Below are 20,844 nucleotides of genomic sequence, written 5' to 3'. Positions count from 1 at the left end.
TCAGCAATATTTCATCAGTGTCCAAGGGATCACTCCCGGCCAGTCGACGTCACACGACGGGGTAAGCGATGCGCGAGTCCGTTCAGGCAGAGGTCATGATGAGCTTTCTCGTCTCCGAGGAGCTCTCCTTCCGGATCCCGGTGGAGCTGCGCTACGAGACCGGCGATCCCTACGCCGTCCGGCTGACCTTCCACTTGCCGGGCGATGCTCCGGTGACCTGGGCCTTCGGCCGTGAGCTGCTGATCGACGGAGTGGGGCGGCCGTGCGGGGAGGGCGATGTGCGGGTCTCGCCCGCCGACGCCGACATCCTGGGCGACGTCCTGATCCGGCTCCAGGTCGGCACCGACCAGGCCCTGTTCCGTTCCTCGGCGGCCCCGCTGATCGCCTTCCTCGACCGGACGGACAAGCTGGTGCCGCTCGGCCAGGAGGGCGCCCTCGGGGACTTCGACGCCCACCTCGACGAGGCGCTGGACCGCATCCTGGCGGAGGAGCAGAGCGCGGGCTGAAGCCGTACGTCGACGACCTTGGAGGAACGCTTCAGCACGGGGGCATCCGGTGAGCGGACCTCCTCACGCTCAGTGCTTGCGCCTACGTCCCTTGCCGCCACGGGCCGGAGCGGGGGCCGGTGCCGAACCGGCGCGAGCACCGACAGCCGTCGCTCCCGCTCCCGTCGGTCCCGCCGCCCCCGCGCTCGGGGCACCGGCCTGCGACCCCGGCCGGTCGGCGGAGACCACCAGGGCCGCCAGGGCCGTCGTGACCGGCACCGAGGCGACCAGGCCGATCGAGCCCACCAGGGTGCGCACGATCTCCTCCGCGACCAGCTCGCTGTTGGCGACCGTCCCCACGCTGCTCTGGGCGATCGAGAAGAGCAGCAGCAACGGCAGCGCGGCGCCCGCGTAGGCGAGGACCAGCGTGTTGACGACGGAGGCGATGTGGTCGCGGCCGATCCGGATGCCCGCCCGGTACAGCCCGCGCCAGCCCATCGACGGGTTGGCCTCGTGCAGCTCCCAGACCGCGGACGTCTGCGTGACCGTCACGTCGTCCAGGACACCGAGCGAACCGATGATGACGCCGGCGAGCAGCAGACCGCTCATGTCGATCGACGGATACAGCCCGTGGATCAGCCCGGTGTTGTCGTCGGTGTTGCCGGTGAGCGCCGCCCAGCCGATGAACATCGAGCCGAGGACGCCGATCAGGAGCAGTGAGATCAGTGTGCCCAGTACCGCCACGGATGTCCGGGCCGAGAGGCCGTGGCACAGGTAGAGGGCGATCAGCATGATGGCGCTCGACCCGACCACCGCCACGACCAGCGGGTTCGAGCCCTGGAGGATCGCGGGCAGCACGAAGAAGTTGAGCACCATGAAGCTGATGGCCAGTGCGACCAGCGCCATCACACCGCGCAGTCGGCCCACCACCACGACGGCGAGCGCGAAGATGCCGGCGAGCAGCGCCATCGGGAAGCGGCGGTTGACGTCGGTGACCGAGTACTGGAGGTCCTTCGGCGCGGAGGGCTCGTAGGCGACCACGACCTTCTCGCCCTCGTGCAACTGCCGCGACTGGTCCGGCTGGACGATCTCTGTGAACGTACGGCCCTTGTCGTCGCCGGTGTCGACCCGGATCGTGGCGCGCTTGCAGGTGCCGTTCGCCTGCTGCTGCGCGGACGAGCCCTCGGCGGTGGAGGTGTCACCGGTCGGCGTCTCGCCGGAGGCGTTCACCGACTTGCAGCTGAGTTCCTCGATCTTGGTGACCGTGGCCTGCTGGGTCTGCCGGTCGAAGCCGACACCCGTGCGCTCGTGCGCCGGGGCGCCACCCGGCCAGAGCACCACCAGCCCGACCAGCACCGCTGCGGCGAAGGGGATGAGGACGGCCCCGATGACCTTCCGCAGATGCTTGGAGACGGGCGCCGCCGGGCCATGACTGTGACTGTGCGAGTGGCCGTGCCCTCCGCCTGGCCCTCCCTGCCCGTGCCCGTCACCGGGCCCGTGGCCTTGCCCACCATCGCCACCGGAGTCGTGCCCGTGCCCGCTGCCGCCCCCCGGCCCGTGGCCGTGGCCGCCGCCGGGACCGCGGCCGTTTCCGGAGCCGGACCCGTGGGGCGGCTCGGGGGGCGGGAAGGGGAACTGCTGCGTCGTGGTCACCGACCGATCATCGCAAGAACGACAGGGGCCCTCTGTTCACCGCGCCCGAATTGCCGCTAGCGTGGAGGCACCTTTGTACACGCGGGAGCTCGGAGCACCGGGCTGAGAGGGCGCTGACCTCCGTTCCAGCGATGTTTCACGTGGAACGTCCTCCGAAGAGAGTGACGTTCCCCACGAAACGTCGGCAGACGGAAGCCGCTGCGTCGACCGCCGAACCTGTTACCGGGTAATGCCGGCGTAGGGAGTAGGTCTCATGACCATCAAGGACGCGCGCACGCCTGCCTCCGACCAGGACGAACAGCCCGCTCAGGGCGAATCGTCCCCGGAGGCCGGGAAGTCCATCGGCTGGCACAAGGCGTACGTCGAGGGCTCACGCCCCGATCTGCGGGTGCCGGTTCGTCAGGTGCACCTCACCAACGGGCAGTCGGTGACGCTCTACGACACCTCGGGCCCGTACACCGACCCGTTCAGCGAAACCGATGTCCGCCGGGGCCTGGCCCCACTGCGGGAGAACTGGATCATCGCCCGCGGCGACACCGAGGAGTACGCGGGCCGTCCTGTCCGCCCCGAGGACGACGGCGTCAAGCACACCTCGCCCCGCGGTGGCCTGCGCAATCTCGACGCGGTCTTCCCCGGACGGCCGCGCCAGCCGCGCCGGAGCCGTGACGGCGAGGCGGTCACGCAACTCGCGTACGCGCGCCGGGGCGAGATCACGCCGGAGATGGAGTACGTGGCCATCCGGGAGAACGTGGCGCCCGAGGTGGTCCGCGAGGAGATCGCCGCCGGCCGTGCCGTGCTGCCGGCCAACGTCAACCACCCCGAGATCGAGCCGATGATCATCGGCAAGCGGTTCCTGGTGAAGGTCAACGCCAACATCGGCAACTCCGCGGTGACGTCCTCCATCGAGGAGGAGGTCGAGAAGATGACCTGGGCGACCCGCTGGGGCGCCGACACGGTCATGGACCTGTCCACCGGCCGCAACATCCACACCACTCGCGAGTGGGTGCTGCGCAACTCCCCCGTCCCCATCGGCACGGTGCCGCTCTACCAGGCCCTGGAGAAGGTCGACGGCAAGGCCGAGGAGCTGACCTGGGAGATCTACAAGGACACGGTCATCGAACAGGCCGAGCAGGGCGTGGACTACATGACGGTCCACGCGGGCGTGCGCCTGCCGTACGTACCCCTGACGGCGAACCGCAAGACGGGGATCGTCTCGCGCGGCGGCTCGATCATGGCGGCCTGGTGCCTGGCGCACCACAAGGAGTCGTTCCTCTACGAGAACTTCGAGGAACTGTGCGAGATCCTCGCCGCCTACGACGTCACGTACTCACTGGGCGACGGCCTCCGCCCGGGCTCGATCGCGGACGCCAACGACGAGGCGCAGTTCGCGGAGCTGCGCACACTCGGGGAACTCAACCGGATCGCCAAGCGTTTCAACGTACAGACCATGATCGAGGGCCCGGGACATGTCCCGATGCACAAGATCAAGGAGAACATCGACCTTCAGCAGGAGATCTGCGATGAAGCTCCGTTCTATACGCTCGGCCCGCTGACGACGGACATCGCTCCGGCGTACGACCACATCACCTCCGGCATCGGTGCCGCGATGATCGCCTGGTGGGGTACGGCGATGCTCTGTTACGTCACGCCCAAGGAGCACTTGGGCCTGCCCAACCGGGACGACGTCAAGACCGGCGTCATCACCTACAAGATCGCCGCTCACGCGGCCGACCTCGCCAAGGGGCATCCCGGCGCGCAGGAGTGGGACGACGCACTGTCCGACGCCCGCTTCGAGTTCCGGTGGGAGGACCAGTTCAACCTCGCCCTGGACCCGGACACGGCCCGCGAGTTCCACGACGAGACCCTCCCCGCCGAGCCCGCCAAGACGGCACACTTCTGCTCCATGTGCGGGCCGAAGTTCTGCTCGATGAAGATCTCCCAGGACATCCGTCGCCGGCACGGCGGAGGTCAGGACGAGATCGAGGAGGGCATGGCCCAGAAGTCGAAGGAGTTCGCGGCGGCGGGCAACCGCGTGTACCTGCCGATCGCGGACTGAGGACGGCATGACGAAGTCCCGGCCGCGGCCGGGACGTCCTCAAGGCACCGGCACGACAACGGCCGGTGTCCGGCCCGGTCTTCGGCTTGCGCTCCCCACCGTGGGGACGCAAGCCGAGGGGCTGCCCGGGCGCGTGCTCCGGTGTGCTCCGGCCAGTCGGCTCCTCCGACTGGCCGGCTACTCCGGCTTGTGGTCCGGCCCCCCGAAGTCCGGGCTGGTGTAGTCCGGGCTCGAGAAGCGGGGGCGTGAGCCCGGCGCTCCGTCGTCCGGGCTGCTGAAGCCGGGGCGGCCGTAGCCGAGGTGCGGCATACGGCTGGTCGGCGTCGGCGGTGCCGTACGGCGCAGTGCGGCCGTGCCGGGGTCGGCCAGGGCCTCGCGCAGGAACGGCAGGATGCCGCGCTCCAGCAGGGCCTCGCGCCAGGCGTCCCTGGCCCGGGTCACCTCCGCGCTCATCTCGCCGTAGGGACCGGCTTCGAGCGAGGGGCTGTTGCGCAGGGCGGTGAGGAGCAGACCGACGGCGGCGACGAGGATCGCGGCCGCGGTCATGGCGCCGAACACCCATCCGGTGGTGAGCATGGTCTGGGCGAAGGCCGGCTCGGGGTTGAGCATCTTCAGGATGTACCCCACGAGCAGGAAGATCGCCGCTGCGGTTCCGGCCAGGACGGGAGCCAGCACCGCGACGACGGCGACGGCGCCCGCGCCGGCGGTCTCGGCGACCTCTCCCATGGTGGTGGCGAGCCCCATCGCGCCGGTGGCCGGCTCCTCGGAGCCGGACTCGCGCGAGGACGACGGGGTGGACGGCGCCGGATGGCGCAGTTCCTCGCGGACCTTCACGTAGTGCTGGTACTCGGTCGCCGCGGCCGCCGTGATGAGTGCGGTGGCGTTGAGCGCCATGGTGCGCAGCTGTTCCGGGTTGAGCCGCTGGCCGACAGCGGCCAGTTCCGGGCGGTGTGGTGCGGAGCGCAGCGCCTCATCGAGGATCCGCTCGTATTCCTGGCGGTCCTCGCTCAGCAGGTGCTGCGGAACGCTGTTCATGTGCATCCCCCGATGCTCCGTAGGGCTTGGGGCTCGCACGCTGACGAGCCGTCGGGCAGAAACGGAGGGGAGCCTGCTACGGATAAGCCGATGGTAGAGCGACGACGGCACGCCGTGACAGGGGGTTTACCGAAAATGCCCTTTGGCCAGCGCCGTCGTCGAACGTTCCGCCACGGGGGAACGCCTGCCCCGTGAACGTTCAGATATCCAGGGGAAGTTGCTGGACCAGCAGTTTTCCGGCCATGGTCACTCCGCCGTCCATCGCGATGGCGAGTCCGTCGGCGTAGAGGTGCGGTCCCTCGACCAGGGGGCCGGCCGGGTCCTCGCCGTCCTCGGAGCCGACCTCGCCCAGGAGATACGGAATGGGGCTGTGACCATGGACGATGCGGGTGCCGCCGTACATGTCGAGCAGGGAGCGCACGGCGTCGGCGCCGCCCTCGTCGCGGAAGGAGAAGCGCTTGGTGAACTTGCGGAACAGGTCCCACACCTCGTCCGCGTCGTTGCGCGTGATCGTCTCGCGGACGGTGTCGTTGACCGCCTCGATCGAGTCGCCGTAGTCGAGGTAGGCGGTGGTGTCGGAGTGGACGAGCAGATGTCCGTCGACGGACTCCATGGCGTCGAGGCGGGCCATCCACTGGAGGTGGTGGTCCTGGAGGCGGTCCATGTCGGTCTTCTGGCCGCCATTGAGCAGCCAGGCGGCCTGGAAGGTGGCGGTGCCCGCGCCGGAGTTGACGGGGGTGTCGCCGAACCGCTTGGCGCCGAGCAGCAGCAGTTCGTGGTTGCCCATGAGGGCCTTGCAGTAGCCGCCGGCCGCGGCGGCCTCGGCGGACAGCCGCATCACGAGGTCGATGACGCCGATGCCGTCCGGGCCGCGGTCGGTGAAGTCGCCGAGGAACCACAGCCGGGCGGTGCCCGCGGACCAGTTGCCGTCGGCGTCGATCAGGCCCTTCTCCTGGAGCGCGGCCGTCAGTTCGTCGAGATAGCCGTGTACGTCGCCGACGACGTACAGGGGGCCGGGAAGGGTGTCCGGCTGGGGAGCCGGGACGAGCGCGGGGTCGACGGCCGCCGTGTCGAGGGTGTCCCCGCGGTGGATGACCGGAAGGTCCCGCTCGGTGGGGGTGTACCCCTCCGGATAGGCGTGCTCGTGCGGCGGGACGACGTCACCGGGGTGCGTGCTGTGGTCGTACGGACCGGTCTCGTGGACGTACGCGGGAACCCGGAAGTCGCGCAACGTCGCCGTACGCTCCGTCTCGGGTCCCTGACCGGCCCCCTGAGTCATCAGACCCCTCCACCATCACGCCGCATCTGCACCGCGTCGGACTGCCTGGTCGCAGCGGCCCGCGGTGTCGTGGGCCCATCATAGGAATGCGGATCGCGCCATGTGATGACCCAGGGGTGGTGAATCGGAGCAAGACTCCTGTTCATCGCGGCATTCGCCCCGATTGGGCAGGGCTTCGTCCGTCGCGCGACCACCCCTGCCCCGCCCCCGCTGAACGCGCTTTCCGTTCCGCCGACCGCCCGACTCTACTTCTCCTCGGGCGACCGAGGCGGACTGACCGTCGTGCGCGGTGAGCGTCGCTGGGACGAGGTACGCACGATCAACTCGGTCGGTATCACCTGCTCGACCGGCCGGTCCGACGCGACCCCCTCGATGGCGTCGATGAGGAGCTGGACCACCGCGGTGCCGATGCGGCGCGGTTTCAGGGAGAGGGTGGTGATGGGCGGCTCGGTGTTGGCGTACACGGTGGATTCGCTGCAGCAGACCAGAAGCAGGTCGTCCGGTACGCGCAGGCCGTAGCGGCGGGCGGCGGCGAGCAGGTCGGTGCCGTTCGGGTCGAACAGGCCGTAGACCGCGTCCGGCCGGTCGGGGCGGGCGAGCAGGCGGTCGGCGGCGACGGCGCCCGCGCACGGATCGTGCGCCGGATAGGCCTCGTAGACCGGATCCTGGCCCACGCGCTCGCACCAGCGCAGGTATGCGGTGGTCGACAGGTGGGTGTAGGTGTCCGTCGTGGTCCCGGTGAGCAGGCCGATGCGGCGGGCGCCGGCGTCGGCCAGGTGGTCGAGGATGCCGAGGACGGCGGCCTCGTGGTCGTTGTCGACCCAGGCGGTGACCGGCAGCGTGCCGGCCGGGCGGCCGTCGGAGACGACCGGTAAACCCTGCCGGACCAGTTCGCTGACGACCGGGTCCTGGTCGGAGGGGTCGATGACGACCGTGCCGTCCAGGGCGACGTTCGACCACACGTCGTGGCGCGAGGTCGCGGGGAGGATGACGAGGGCGTAGCCGCGGGCGAGCGCGGCCGAGGTGGCGGCCCGCGCCATCTCGGCGAAGTACGCGAACTCGGTGAAGGTGAAAGGTTCATCCCCGTATGTCGTCACGGTCAGACCGATCAGTCCGGACTTGCCGGTACGGAGGGTTCGGGCGGCGGCGGACGGTCGGTAGCCGAGTCGGTCGGCGACCTCGCGGACGTGGCGTCGGGTGGCGTCCGGGAGCCGGCCCTTGCCGTTGAGGGCGTCGGAGACGGTCGTGATGGAGACTCCGGCGGCGGCGGCCACGTCTCTGATGCCTGCCCGCCCCGGCCTGCTGCCTCGACGTGAGGTTTCCGCGCGGCTCACCTGGTGCTTCCCTGCTGCTGTCATGGCGAGCCGATAGTAGGGCTCATGCGGTGGGGTAGGGCGGACGCATATGCACGCGTTGACAGGCACGTTTCTGCAAGGTCACATGGCGTCAATTTCCTTGGAAAGTTAGGCAGTTGGATGATCGGACACCAGGACGTGACTTGTCGGTGCGCACCGGCCTGCCAAGTCGCGGATGTCTCGAAGAGGTCTCAACTCACCTTCACGAGGGATGCGCGCCAGGGCGTGAGCCACCGGCGCATAGATATATGTGACCGCGCCCCCCGATTCGTCGGACTTCGTGCGGTGATGCCCCTGATGCGGGTGTGACGGAAGTGGTGCGCCGTGGACGCGTTCCCGTGCGTTCCCACCGGTACGCACCGGGGGCGAATCCTCATAAGGTGAGGAGTATTGGAATCCGGTGGTGGTCACGAGGAGGACTGCGGTGAGCGAGACGAGCCCCAAGCTGCGCGCCGAGCTGGAGGGTATCCCCACCTACAAGCCGGGCAGGCCCGCCGCGGCAGGTGGCCCCGTGGCCTACAAGCTGTCCTCCAACGAGAACCCGTATCCGCCGCTGCCCGGCGTGATGGAGACGGTGACGGCGGCGGTCTCGTCGTTCAACCGCTACCCGGACATGGCGTGCACAGGCCTGATGAACGAGCTGTCCGAGCGCTTCGGTGTGCCGCTCGCCCACCTGGCCACCGGCACCGGCTCGGTCGGTGTCGCCCAGCAGCTGGTGCAGGCGACGTCAGGCCCCGGCGACGAGGTGGTCTACGCCTGGCGCTCCTTCGAGGCGTACCCGATCATCACGCGGATCAGCGGTGCCACGGCGGTGCAGGTGCCGCTGACCGAGGGCGATGTGCACGACCTCGACGCCATGGTCGACGCGATCACCGACCGGACCCGGCTGATCTTCGTCTGCAACCCCAACAACCCGACGGGCACGGTGGTGCGGCGGGCCGAGCTGGAACGGTTCCTCGACCGGGTGCCCGGCGATGTGCTGGTGGTGCTGGACGAGGCCTACCGCGAGTTCATCCGCGACGCCGAGGTGCCGGACGGCGTGACGCTGTACCGGGACCGGCCGAACGTCTGCGTGCTGCGCACCTTCTCCAAGGCGTACGGCCTGGCCGGACTGCGGGTCGGCTTCGCGATCGCCCACGAGCCGGTGGCGGCGGCGCTGCGCAAGACGGCCGTGCCCTTCGGTGTGAGCCAGCTCGCACAGGAGGCGGCGATCGCCTCCCTGCGCGCCGAGGACGAACTGCTCGGCCGCGTCGGCTCGCTGGTCTGTGAGCGCAACCGGGTGGTCGACGGGCTGCGCGCCCAGGGCTGGACGGTGCCGGAGACCCAGGCCAACTTCGTGTGGCTGCGGCTGGGGGAGCGCACGGTGGACTTCGCGGCGGCGTGCGAGCAGGCGGGCGTGGTGATCCGCCCGTTCCCGGGTGAGGGCGTGCGGGTCACGGTCGGCGAGTGCGAGGCCAACGACATCTTCCTGAAGACGGCGGAAGGCTTCCGCAAGGAGCTGTAGGCGGCGGAAGGCTTCCGGAGGGAGCTGTAGACGGCCGTCGACCTGGAGGGTTTGGCGTGGCGTTCGTCACGCCACGAGATCGGTGTGGTGTGACGGGGTGGCCTGACAGGCCGCCCCCAGGTGCCCCTGTGCAGGCGGTTCCGCGTGTACAGGGGCCAACAGGTCCATGACCACATGGGCCCATCGGGCCGCGAGAAGGACCCCCCGCCCATCGAAGGTCGAACGGGCATGCGTCATACTTGCTTGTGAATGTGAACGCGTTCACAAGCGCGTCCCGGTTGCTCCTCTATGTGTGTGACAAAGAGGGGCAAAATTTCGCTGTACCAAGGCGGCGTAAGGAGACTGACGACGTGGACCTGGCTCTGGCGCCGGAGACGCTGGCGCGCTGGCAGTTCGGCATCACCACCGTCTACCACTTCCTCTTCGTCCCCCTGACGATCTCGCTGGCGGCTCTCACGGCCGGCCTCCAGACCGCCTGGGTGCGCACGGAGAAGGAGAAGTACCTCAGGGCCACCAAGTTCTGGGGGAAGCTCTTCCTGATCAACATCGCGATGGGTGTGGTCACCGGCATCGTGCAGGAGTTCCAGTTCGGCATGAACTGGTCCGACTACTCGCGCTTCGTCGGTGACGTGTTCGGCGCCCCGCTCGCGTTCGAGGCACTGATCGCCTTCTTCTTCGAGTCCACCTTCATCGGGCTGTGGATCTTCGGCTGGGACAAGCTGCCCAAGAAGATCCATCTGGCCTGCATCTGGATGGTCTCGATCGGCACGATCCTGTCGGCGTACTTCATCCTCGCGGCCAACTCGTGGATGCAGCACCCCGTGGGCTACCGGATCAACGAGGCGAAGGGGCGGGCCGAACTCACGGACTTCTGGCTGGTGCTGACCCAGAACACCGCGCTGGCCCAGGCCTTCCACACCCTCTCCGCCGCGTTCCTCACCGGTGGCGCCTTCATGGTCGGTGTCTCCGCGTTCCACCTGCTGCGCAAGAAGCACATCGGTGACATGAAGACCTCGCTGCGGCTCGGCCTGGTCACCGTCGTCATCGGCGGCATGCTCACCGCGATCAGCGGCGACACCCTCGGCAAGATCATGTACGAGCAGCAGCCGATGAAGATGGCCGCCGCCGAGGCGCTGTGGGACGGCGAGAAGCCGGCCCCCTTCTCGATCTTCGCCGTCGGTGACGTCGACAAGGGACACAACAAGGTCGCCATAGAGATCCCCGGCCTGCTGTCCTTCCTCGCCAAGGACGACTTCACCTCGTACGTCCCCGGCATCAACGACGTCAACAAGGCCGAGCAGGAGAAGTTCGGACCCGGCGACTACCGGCCCAACATCCCCGTCGCCTACTGGGGCTTCCGCTGGATGATCGGCTTCGGCATGTCGTCCTTCGCGATCGGCATGCTCGGACTCTGGCTGACCCGCAAGAAGTTCCTGCTGCCGCAGCATCTGCGGGTCGGCGACGACGAGGTGCCACATCTGGTGCTGCTTCCCCGGGGCAAGAAGCCCCTCGGCCCGAAGCTCACCCGGTGGTACTGGCGCATCGCCGTCCTGACCATGGGCTTCCCGCTGATCGCCAACTCCTGGGGCTGGATCTTCACCGAGATGGGCCGCCAGCCATGGGTCGTCTACGGCGTCCTGCAGACCCGCGACGCGGTCTCCCCCGGTGTCTCCCAGGGCGAGATCCTCACCTCGATGATCGTCTTCACCAGCCTGTACGCCATCCTCGCCGTCGTCGAGGTCAAGCTGCTGGCGAAGTACATCAAGGCCGGCCCGCCCGAGCTCACCGAGGCCGACCTCAACCCGCCCACGAAGATCGGCGGCGACCTCCGTGACGCCGACAAGCCGATGGCCTTCTCGTACTAGGCCGAGGGAGATCGAGTCATGGAACTTCACGACGTCTGGTTCGTGCTCATCGCCGTCCTGTGGACCGGCTACTTCTTCCTGGAGGGCTTCGACTTCGGCGTCGGCGTCCTGACCAAGCTGCTGGCCCGCGACCGGCCCGAGAAGCGGGTGCTGATCAACACCATCGGCCCCGTCTGGGACGGCAACGAGGTCTGGCTGCTCTCGGCCGGCGGCGCGACCTTCGCCGCCTTCCCCGAGTGGTACGCCACCCTCTTCTCGGGCTTCTATCTGCCGCTGCTGCTCATCCTGGTCTGCCTGATCGTCCGGGGCGTCGCCTTCGAGTACCGGGTGAAGCGGCCCGAGGACAAGTGGCAGCGCAACTGGGAGAACGCGATCTTCTGGACCTCGCTGATCCCGGCCTTCATGTGGGGTGTGGCCTTCGGCAACATCGTTCGGGGCGTGAAGATCGACCAGGACTTCAACTATGTCGGTACGGTCTGGGACCTGCTCAACCCGTACGCGCTCCTCGGTGGACTGGTGACGCTGACGCTGTTCACCTTCCACGGCACGGTGTTCACGGCACTCAAGACCGTGGGGGAGATCCGCGAGCGGGCGCGGAAGCTGGCGCTGGGCGTCGGTCTCGTCGCGGCCGCGGTGGCGTCGCTCTTCCTGCTGTGGACCCAGGTGGACAGCGGTGACGGCAAGAGCCTGGTCGCGCTCGTCGTGGCGGTCGCCGCTCTGGTCGCGGCGCTTTTCGCCAACCAGGCCGGGCGTGAGGGCTGGTCGTTCGCGCTGTCCGGCCTGACCATCGTGGCCGCCGTGGCGATGCTCTTCCTGACGCTCTTCCCGAACGTCATGCCGTCCTCGCTCAACCCGGACTGGAGCCTCACGGTCGACAACGCCTCGTCGAGCCCCTACACCCTGAAGATCATGACCTGGTGTGCGGTGATCGCCACACCGGTCGTCATGCTCTACCAGGGCTGGACCTACTGGGTCTTCCGCAAGCGGATCGGTACACAGCACATCGCCGCCGACGCCGCGCACTGAGTCCGACAGGGGTGTGTTTCACGTGAAACACACCCCACTGGGCCGAAGGGCATGTTTCACGTGAAACCAATCGATCCGCGTCTCCTTCGATACGCCCGCGCGACCCGTCTCTTCATGGGGGCCGTCGTCGGTCTGGGTGCCGTCGGCGCGGTGCTGGTCATCGCGCAGGCGATGCTCATCGCCGAGATCGTGGTGGGCGCCTTCCAGCACGGCATGTCCGTCACGGAACTCCGCACTCCCCTGCTGCTGTTGGTGGCTGTGGCCGTCGGCCGGGCGCTCGTCTCCTGGTTCACCGAACTCGCCGCCCACCGGGCGAGCGCCTCGGTGAAGTCGGAGCTGCGGGGGCGGCTGCTGGAGCGTGCCGTCGCGCTGGGCCCGGGGTGGCTGAGCGGGCAGCGGACCGGCTCGCTGGTCGCCCTGGCGACACGGGGAGTCGACGCCCTCGACGACTACTTCTCGCGCTATCTGCCGCAGTTGGGGCTCGCGGTGGTCGTACCGGTGGCGGTGCTGGCGCGGATCGTGACCGAGGACTGGGTCTCGGCGGCCATCATCGTGGGGACCCTGCCGCTCATCCCGATCTTCATGGTGCTGATCGGCTGGGCCACACAGTCCCGGATGGACCGTCAGTGGCAGCTGCTGTCCCGGCTGTCGGGGCACTTCCTGGACGTGGTCGCGGGTCTGCCGACCCTGAAGGTGTTCGGCCGGGCCAAGGCGCAGGCCGAGTCGATCCGGCGTATCACCGGTGAGTACCGGCGAGCGACCATGCGGACGCTGCGGATCGCCTTCATCTCCTCGTTCGCGCTGGAGCTGCTGTCGACGCTGTCGGTGGCGTTGGTCGCCGTCACGATCGGCATGCGGCTCGTCCACGGCGAGATGGACCTGTACATCGGTCTGGTCATCCTGGTGCTGGCGCCCGAGGCGTATCTGCCGCTGCGCCAGGTCGGGGCGCAGTACCACGCGGCGGCGGAGGGCCTGGCCGCCGCCGAGGAGATCTTCGAGGTGCTGGAGACGCCGGTGCCGGCCTCGGGCACCGCTGCCGTACCCAAGGGCGCCGTGGCCTTCGACGGGGTCACCGTCCGCTACCCCGGCCGGTCCGGGGACGCTCTCGCGGATGTGTCCTTCGTCGTCGAGCCGGGGGAGACGGTCGCGCTCGTCGGGCCGAGCGGCGCCGGCAAGTCGACGCTGCTGAACGCCCTGCTGGGGTTCGTGCGGCCTGCCAAGGGCCGGGTTCTGGTCGGGGGAGTCGATCTCGCCGACGCGGACCTGGAGCAGTGGAGGTCACGGATCGCCTGGGTGCCGCAACGGCCGCACCTGCTCGCCGGCACGATCGCCGAGAACGTACGGCTCGCCCGGCCCGACGCCGATGACCTGAATGTACGGCGGGCGTTGGGCGACGCGGGTGCGCTGGAGTTCGTGGACGCGCTGCCCGAGGGCGTCGACACGGTGCTCGGCGAGGAGGGGGCCGGGTTGTCGGCGGGGCAGCGGCAACGGCTCGCGCTGGCCCGGGCGTTCCTCGCCGACCGGCCGGTGCTGTTGCTCGACGAGCCCACGGCGGCCCTCGACGGGGCGACCGAGGCCGAGATCGTGGCGGCGGTACGGCGGCTGGCGGTGGGACGGACCGTGCTGCTGGTGGTGCACCGGCCGGCGCTGCTGGAGGTGGCGGACCGGGTGGTGCGGCTGGAGGAGCCGCTGCTCTCCCCCACGCACCCGGTGACCGGTGGCGGAACGGCCGAGGCGCGGCCGATCGAAGCGGGACCGGGTCCCGCCCCGGCGCCGGGCGAGCCCGAGGCGGCGACGCCCACGGCCGGAACCCGAGGCGTTCTCGCGCGCGTCCGTGCCATGTCCGGGCCCCGGAGCGGACAACTCGCCCTCGCCCTGCTGCTCGGCAGCCTCGCGCTCGGCAGTGCCGTCGGTCTCATGGCCACCTCCGGGTGGCTCATCTCGCGGGCCTCGCAGCAGCCGCCCGTGCTGTATCTGATGGTGGCCGTGACGGCGACGCGCGCCTTCGGCATCGGACGGGCCGTCTTCCGGTACGCCGAGCGGCTCGTGTCGCACGACGCGGTGCTGCGGATGCTGGCCGACACCCGGGTGGCCGTCTACCGGCGCCTGGAGCGGCTGGCGCCCGCCGGACTGCGGCGGGCCCGCCGGGGCGACCTGCTCTCCCGGCTCGTCACGGACGTGGACGCCCTCCAGGACTACTGGCTGCGCTGGCTGCTGCCCGCCGGTGCCGCCGCGGTCGTGTCCGCCGCGTCGGTGGGCTTCACGGCCTGGCTGCTTCCGGAGGCCGGCGCGGTCCTCGCCGTCGGGCTCCTCGCGGCCGGCGCCGGTGTTCCGCTGGTCACCGGTGCGGTGGCCCGGCGCTCCGAGCGCAGGCTGGCCCCGGCCCGGGGCCTGCTGGCGACGCGCGTGACCGACCTGCTCAGCGGAACCGCCGAGTTGACCGTCGCGGGCGCCCTGTCCGGACGTACCGCCGAGGCGCGGCGGGCCGACGGGACGCTCACCCGGATCGCCTCGCGCGCCGCCACCGCCACCGCGCTCGGTGACGGACTCACCGCGCTGTTCTCCGGTCTGACCGTCGCCGCGACCGCCCTCGTCGGGGCCCAGGCGGTGGCCGCCGGACGGCTGGGCGGCATCGCCATGGCCGTGGTCGTCCTCACCCCACTGGCCGCCTTCGAGGCCGTTCTCGCTCTGCCGCTCGCCGTTCAGTACCGGCAGCGGGTGCGCCGGAGCGCGGAGCGGGTCTACGAGGTCCTGGACGCGCCCGAGCCCGTGCGGGAGCCGGACGAGCCCCGTCAGGCGCCCGCCTCGCCCTTCCCGGTCGTGGTCAGGGGCCTGGCCGCCCGCCACGCCGGGCAGGACCGGGACGCGCTCGCCGGGCTCGATCTGACGCTGGAGAAGGGCCGCAGGGTCGCCGTGGTCGGGTCGTCCGGATCCGGCAAGACGACGCTCGCCCAGACGCTGCTGCGCTTCCTGGACGCGGACTCCGGCTCGTACACGCTGGGCGGCGTGGACGCGTACGCGCTGGACGGGGACGACGTACGACGGCTGGTCGGGCTGTGTGCGCAGGACGCGCACCTCTTCGACAGCTCGGTGCGCGAGAACCTGCTCCTGGCCCGGAAGGACGCGGCCGAGGACGAGCTGCGGGACGCGCTCGCACGGGCCCGGCTGCTGGACTGGGCCGAGGGTCTGCCCGAGGGACTGGACACGCTCGTCGGTGAGCACGGGGCGCGCCTGTCCGGCGGACAGCGGCAGCGGCTGGCCTTGGCCCGGGCGTTGCTGGCCGACTTCCCCGTCCTCGTGCTCGACGAGCCCGCCGAGCACCTGGACCTGCCGACGGCCGACGCGCTGACCGCCGATCTGCTCGCCGCCACCGAGGGCCGTACGACCCTGCTCATCACCCACCGGCTGGCCGGCCTGGCGGCGGTGGACGAGGTGATCGTGCTGGACCAGGGGCGGGTGGTGCAGCGGGGGACGTATGCGGAGCTGGCGGCCGTGGAGGGGCCGTTGCGGGGGATGGCGGAGCGGGAGGAGGCGGCGGACCTGCTGGTCGGGGTGCGGTGAGCGCGCATTCCGGTGCACACGCGCCAGTGGGCACGCATCCCGGTGAACACGCGCCGATGGGCACGCATCCCGGTGAAAACGCGCCGATGAGCACGCGTCCCGGTGCGTGATGTGCCGCCGGTCCGGCTCGACTTTCCGTACCAAAGGGGACTAATTAGGCTCGGTGCATGTCTCCCGCACCGGTGTCCGGCGTCCCGTCGCCCTCCCCCGCCCATGCACCGGGCCCGCCGGCCCCACCACCCCCACCGGCGGCGCGGGTGTCGCGGCTGCTGGAGGCGATGCGGTCCGTCGGCAGCGGTCTGGAGCTGCACTCCACGCTGGAACGCATCTGTGAGACGGCCGCGGCCCTGACCGGTGCCCGCTACGCGGCCCTCGGTGTGGTCGTCGAGGACGGGGACGGTCTCGCCGACTTCGTCTTCCGCGGGGTCGGCACCGCCACCGCGCGGCGGATCGGACGGCTGCCCGACGGACGCAAGGGCCTGCTGGGAGCGCTGATCCGCGACCCGGAACCGGTCCGGCTCACGGACCTCACCGAGGATCCGCGCTCGTGCGGTTTCCCCGACCACCATCCGCCGATGCGCGGCTTCCTCGGCGTTCCCGTCCGCGTCCAGGGCGAGATCTTCGGGAACCTCTATCTGACGGAGAAGCGCGGCGGCGCCCCCTTCGACGACGAGGACCTCGACATGGTGCGGGTGCTGGCCACGGAGGCCGGTATCGCCATCGGCAACGCCCGGCTCTACGAAGCGGCCCAGCAGCGCGAACGCTGGATCGACGGGTCGGTGGCCGTCACCACCGCCCTGCTGTCCGGCGGCGACGCCGACGACGCCCTCCAGGTGGTGGCCGAGCAGGCGCGCCGGCTGTCCGGTTCGGCCGCCGGGATCGTGCTGCTGCCCGCCGACGAGGGCGGCCTGGAGATCGTCGCCGTGTGCGCGGACCGGCCCTCGAACTCGCTCGGCAGGGTGATCGGGCCCGAGAACGCGATCGTCGCCGAACTCCTCGACGGTCAGGCCGTGTTCGTGGAGGACGCGGCCGCCGACCCGCGCCTGGCCACCGGCCCCGCGGGACAGTACGGCCCGATCATGATGCTGCCCCTCCAGAGCGACGGCCGGGTCCTGGGCAGTCTCGTCACGCCCCGCGCGCGAGGGGAGCGACCGTTCACACGGGTGGAGCGGGCCCTCGCGGTCCAGTTCGCCTCGCAGGCGGCGCTCGCGTTGAAGATGGCCGAGGCACAGCGCGACCGCGAGCGGCTGGCGGTGTTCGAGGACCGCGACCGTATCGCCCGCGACCTGCACGACCTCGTCATCCAACGGCTGTTCAGCACCGGGATGATGCTGGAGAGCGCCCAGCGCCGGTCGAGCGTGCCCGAGGTGCGCGACGGTGTGGGCAAGGCCGTCGACGAACTCGACGTCACCATCCAGGAGATCCGCACGGCGATCTTCGCGCTCCAGCAGGGGCCCTCCGAGACCCCGGCGGGACTGCGCACGCGCGTCCTGCGCGAGATCACCACGGCCGCCGTGCCGCTCGGCTTCACGCCCGCGTACCGCTTCGTCGGCCCGGTCGACGCCGTCGTCGGCGACGCCACCGGCAAGAACCTCGTCGCGGCCCTGCGCGAGGCGCTCTCCAACGCCTTCCGGCACGCCGGGGCCTCCCGGATCGAGGTCGTCGTCGACGCGACCGTGACGCTGCCGGACGGCCGGCCCGGGGTGCGGCTGAGCGTCGCGGACGACGGCGTCGGCATCCCCGAGGGCGGCCGGCGCAGCGGGCTGCGGAACCTCCGGCGGCGCGCGGAGTCCCTCGGCGGCGACAGTCGGCACGGCCCCGGCATCGGGAAGGACGGCGGCGGTACGACGGTGGTGTGGCAGGCACCGCACTGACCCGTTCCGGCCCTCTTCGCCGGCACGAGCGCGCTGAGCCGTACCGGCCCTCGCGGCACGGCCGCACTGACCCATCTGCCGCAACCGGTCCCCCACCCGTACGACTTGAACAGGACCGCGGCCCCTCGCCCGGGTCACGATCGCTGACATGCGCTCACCTCGCCGTCATCCGCTGCTCGTTCCGGCGCTGCTGTGCGCGTTCGCCGTGCTCGCGGCCCGGCCGACCGACTCCGCCGACTCCACCGATGCCGTCGGCAGCGACGGTGGAGGTGTTCATGGAGCCGCCGGAGCCGGGGTCAGCGCGCAGGTGGCCCGGCTGTACGAGGACGCGGCCGTCGCGACGCGGCAGTACGAGCAGGGGCGGACCGAGGCCGAGGCGCAGCGGGCACAGGCCTTGAAGGCGGAGGCGCTGCTCGACCGCGAGCGGCGGGAGATCGCCGTCCTGCACGAGGACCTGGGCCGGGTCGCGCGGGCCCAGTACCGCACCGGCGGCGGGCTTCCGCTGACCGCGCAGATCATCCTCGCGGGCAGCCCGGACGAGCTGATGCGGGGTCAGCATGTGTTCTCCCAGACGCAGCTCGCCGTCAACAACTCGATCGACAAGAGCCGCCGCGCCGAGGCCCGCCTGGCCGCGGACGAGGCGAAGGCGGCGGCCGCCTGGCGGGAGTTGGAGAAGCGCAACACCGAACTGGTGGATCTGAAGAGAGACATCGAGGCCAAGCTCGACCAGGCGCGATGGCAGTTGCAGGGGCAGGCCGACGCCTCGGTCGCGGCCGGTGCCTGCCGTGGTGCCGTCCGCTTGGACCAGCCACCGCCGGCCGTGACGAGCGCGTGGGTCGCCCCGGTGGAGATGTACCAGCTGTCCTCCGGGTTCGGCAGCGGCGGCGCCCGGTGGGCGACCCGGCACACCGGGCAGGACTTCGCGGTGCCGATCGGCACGCCGGTGCGGGCGGTCGGCACGGGCCGCGTGGTGAAGGTGTCGTGCGGGGGCGCCTTCGGCATCGAGATCGTCGTCGAGCACGCGGGCGGCTACTACACGCAGTACGCCCATCTCGCCGCCGTCACCGTCGACCAGGGCGACCAGGTCGCGCCCGGGCAGTGGATCGGACAGTCGGGCACGACCGGCAACTCCACCGGCCCGCACCTGCACTTCGAGGTGCGGGTCACCCCGGAGCCGGGCTCGGGGGTCGACCCGGTGCCGTGGCTGTCGGCCCGGGGAGTGGCGCTGGGGTGAGCCCCCGCGCCGCTATCCGCGCTCGGCCACGAGCCGCTCGATCACGACCGCGACCCCGTCCTCGTTGTTGGCGACCGTCCGGCCCGACGCGGCGGCGATCACGTCCGGGTGCGCGTTGCCCATCGCGTACGACCGGCCGGCCCAGGTGAGCATCTCCACGTCGTTCGGCATGTCCCCGAAGGCGACGACCTCCTCGTGCGAGATGCCGCGCTCGGCGCAGCACAGCGCGAGCGTGCTGGCCTTGGAGACGCCGGGCCCGCTGATCTCCAGCAGGGCGCTGGGGCTGGAGCGGGTCACGCTGGCACGCTCGCCGACGGCCAGCCGGGCGAGAGTGAGGAAGGCGTCCGGGTCGAGCGTGGGGTGATAGGCGAGGATCTTGAGCACCGGCTCGTCGGCCCCGGGTCCGTCCGGCGCCAGCAGCTGCTCGGCGGGCTGGAGCTCGTCGGGGATCTCCATGTGCAGCTTCGGGTAGTCGGGCTCCTGGTGGAAGCCGAAGGTCTGCTCGACGGCGTAGACCGTGCCCGACGCGGCCTCGCGCAGCAGCCGTACGGCGTCCAGGGCGTTCTCCCGCTCCAGCTCGCGCACCTTCACGAAGCGGTGGGCACCGGGGCCGCCGTGCAGGTCGACGACGGCGGCGCCGTTGCCGCAGATCGCCAGGCCGTGGCCGTGGACGTGCTCGCTGACGACGTCCATCCAGCGGGCCGGACGCCCGGTGACGAAGAAGACCTCGATGCCCGCTTCCTCGGCGGCGGCGAGGGCCGCGACCGTGCGCGGGGAGACCGACTTGTCGTCACGCAGGAGGGTGCCGTCGAGGTCGGTGGCTATCAGGCGCGGCGGGACGGTGGCGGCCGGGGTTTCGGGCTGTCTAGTCGCTGAGGTCACCCGCCCATTGTCCTTCAGACGGCCCGCACGACCGTGCGGGAGCCCGCACATCTGAGGAGATACCGTCCCCACCTGCGCGTTCTCCCGTGCTGTCAGCTCAGCTGGGCCGGGGCCTCCATGGCGATCTGCTCGAAGATCTTCTCGTCGGCGGCGAAGTCCGAGTCCGGGACGGGCCAGTGGATCACGATCTCCGTGAAGCCGATCTCCCGGTGCCGGCCCGCGAAGTCCACGAAGGCGTCGAGGGAGCGGAGCGGACGGCCGCGGTCGGGCGTGAAACCGGTGAGCAGGACGCGGTCCATGCCGCTCACGTCCCGCCCCAGCGCGGCGCACGCGTCGGCCAGCTTGTCGTGCTGTCCGCGAATGGCTTGAACCGACTGTTCAGGAGTGCCGTTCTCGTACAGCCGCGGGTCGCCGGTGGTCACCCACGCCTGTCCGTAGCGCGCGGCGAGCTTCAGTCCGCGCGGACCGGTCGCCGCGACGGCGAAGGGCAGCCGGGGCCGCTGCACACACCCGGGGATGTTGCGGGCCTCGTGCGCCGAGTAGAAGTCGCCCTCGTACGACACGGAGTCCTCGGTCAGCAGCCGGTCGAGCAGGGGGACGAACTCTCCGAACCGGTCGGCCCGCTCCCGCGGGGTCCACGGCTCCTGCCCGAGCGCGGTGGCGTCGAAGCCGGTGCCGCCCGCGCCGATGCCCAGGGTGACCCGGCCGCCGGAGATGTCGTCGAGCGAGATCAGTTCCTTGGCGAGGGTCACCGGGTGCCGGAAGTTCGGCGAGGTTACGAGGGTACCCAGCCGCATACTCTGCGTAGCCGTCGCCGCTGCGGTCAGCGTGGGCACCGCCCCGAACCACGGCCCGTCCCGGAAGGTGCGCCAGGAGAGGTGGTCGTAGGTGTAGGCGGTGTGAAACCCGAGGCCTTCGGCGTGCTGCCAGACCTTCTGTCCCTCGCCCCACCTATGGATGGGAAGTATTACGGTGCTCAGTCGCATGCCTACGACCCTATGTTCTGGTGACTGCGAGCAATGCTGAGGGATTTGT

Annotated in this window: 14 protein-coding genes; 8 read left to right on the top strand and 6 right to left on the bottom strand. The window is 70.6% G+C overall.

Features of this window, described 5'->3' with window-relative positions:
• Nucleotides 1-68 precede the first annotated feature (68 nt).
• Nucleotides 69-506, top strand: a complete 438-nt coding sequence (locus K4B79_RS18360; RefSeq protein ID WP_232027809.1) for an SsgA family sporulation/cell division regulator — start codon at nt 69-71, stop codon at nt 504-506.
• Nucleotides 507-575: 69 nt separating this feature from the next.
• Here the strand turns inward: K4B79_RS18360 and K4B79_RS18355 are convergent, their stop codons facing one another.
• A complete protein-coding gene (locus tag K4B79_RS18355; protein WP_232027808.1) occupies nt 576-2,138 on the bottom strand; it encodes a YibE/F family protein in 1,563 nt (520 codons plus the stop codon).
• A gap of 253 nt (nt 2,139-2,391) precedes the next feature.
• Here K4B79_RS18355 and thiC point away from each other — a divergent pair, with 253 nt between their 5' ends.
• Nucleotides 2,392-4,194, top strand: coding sequence for a phosphomethylpyrimidine synthase ThiC (gene thiC, locus K4B79_RS18350; protein WP_232027807.1), 1,803 nt, complete (start codon nt 2,392-2,394; stop codon nt 4,192-4,194).
• A gap of 177 nt (nt 4,195-4,371) precedes the next feature.
• Here thiC and K4B79_RS18345 read toward each other — a convergent pair whose 3' ends face one another.
• The 3 genes from K4B79_RS18345 to K4B79_RS18335 all read right to left on the bottom strand — a co-directional run bounded on the left by K4B79_RS18345 (nt 4,372) and on the right by K4B79_RS18335 (nt 7,866).
• Nucleotides 4,372-5,235, bottom strand: coding sequence for a hypothetical protein (locus K4B79_RS18345; protein ID WP_232027806.1), 864 nt, complete (start codon nt 5,233-5,235; stop codon nt 4,372-4,374).
• Between the two features lie 193 nt (nt 5,236-5,428).
• A complete protein-coding gene (locus tag K4B79_RS18340; RefSeq protein ID WP_232027805.1) occupies nt 5,429-6,508 on the bottom strand; it encodes a metallophosphoesterase in 1,080 nt (359 codons plus the stop codon).
• A 245-nt stretch (nt 6,509-6,753) separates the two neighbouring features.
• Entirely contained in the window at nt 6,754-7,866 is a 1,113-nt protein-coding gene (locus K4B79_RS18335) for a LacI family DNA-binding transcriptional regulator (RefSeq protein WP_232027804.1), read from the bottom strand.
• A gap of 421 nt (nt 7,867-8,287) precedes the next feature.
• On the opposite strand from K4B79_RS18335, the gene hisC reads away from it, so the two are divergent.
• From hisC to K4B79_RS18305, 6 genes are all read left to right on the top strand, one after another.
• On the top strand, nt 8,288-9,367 hold the full coding sequence (hisC, locus tag K4B79_RS18330) for a histidinol-phosphate transaminase (RefSeq protein WP_232027803.1): 1,080 nt from the start codon (nt 8,288-8,290) through the stop codon (nt 9,365-9,367).
• Nucleotides 9,368-9,717: 350 nt separating this feature from the next.
• Nucleotides 9,718-11,232: a cytochrome ubiquinol oxidase subunit I gene (locus K4B79_RS18325; protein ID WP_232027802.1), complete on the top strand. Its 1,515-nt coding sequence runs from the start codon at nt 9,718-9,720 to the stop codon at nt 11,230-11,232.
• A gap of 18 nt (nt 11,233-11,250) precedes the next feature.
• Complete coding sequence (gene cydB / locus K4B79_RS18320) at nt 11,251-12,258, top strand: cytochrome d ubiquinol oxidase subunit II (protein WP_232027801.1); 1,008 nt, start codon at nt 11,251-11,253, stop codon at nt 12,256-12,258.
• Nucleotides 12,259-12,309: 51 nt separating this feature from the next.
• Nucleotides 12,310-15,819 (top strand): thiol reductant ABC exporter subunit CydD, encoded by a 3,510-nt coding sequence (cydD, locus tag K4B79_RS18315; RefSeq protein WP_232027799.1) that lies wholly within the window; start codon nt 12,310-12,312, stop codon nt 15,817-15,819.
• A gap of 167 nt (nt 15,820-15,986) precedes the next feature.
• Nucleotides 15,987-17,693 (top strand): sensor histidine kinase, encoded by a 1,707-nt coding sequence (locus K4B79_RS18310; RefSeq protein WP_374208490.1) that lies wholly within the window; start codon nt 15,987-15,989, stop codon nt 17,691-17,693.
• A gap of 148 nt (nt 17,694-17,841) precedes the next feature.
• Nucleotides 17,842-18,927: a peptidoglycan DD-metalloendopeptidase family protein gene (locus K4B79_RS18305; protein WP_232027797.1), complete on the top strand. Its 1,086-nt coding sequence runs from the start codon at nt 17,842-17,844 to the stop codon at nt 18,925-18,927.
• A 12-nt stretch (nt 18,928-18,939) separates the two neighbouring features.
• Here K4B79_RS18305 and K4B79_RS18300 read toward each other — a convergent pair whose 3' ends face one another.
• Together K4B79_RS18300 and K4B79_RS18295 are read right to left on the bottom strand one after the other, a co-directional pair.
• Nucleotides 18,940-19,809 carry a Cof-type HAD-IIB family hydrolase gene (locus K4B79_RS18300; RefSeq protein ID WP_232027795.1) on the bottom strand — a complete coding sequence of 290 codons (870 nt, stop codon included), beginning with the start codon at nt 19,807-19,809 and terminating at the stop codon, nt 18,940-18,942.
• Between the two features lie 92 nt (nt 19,810-19,901).
• A complete protein-coding gene (locus K4B79_RS18295; protein WP_232027794.1) occupies nt 19,902-20,795 on the bottom strand; it encodes an LLM class flavin-dependent oxidoreductase in 894 nt (297 codons plus the stop codon).
• Nucleotides 20,796-20,844: the final 49 nt, after the last annotated feature.

The sequence above is a fragment of the Streptomyces lincolnensis genome (genome assembly GCF_021173675.1).
In the GTDB taxonomy this organism is placed as follows: domain Bacteria; phylum Actinomycetota; class Actinomycetes; order Streptomycetales; family Streptomycetaceae; genus Streptomyces; species Streptomyces lincolnensis_B.
Note: the sequence above shows the minus strand (reverse complement) of the source record. Positions and strands in the feature narration are given on the sequence as shown.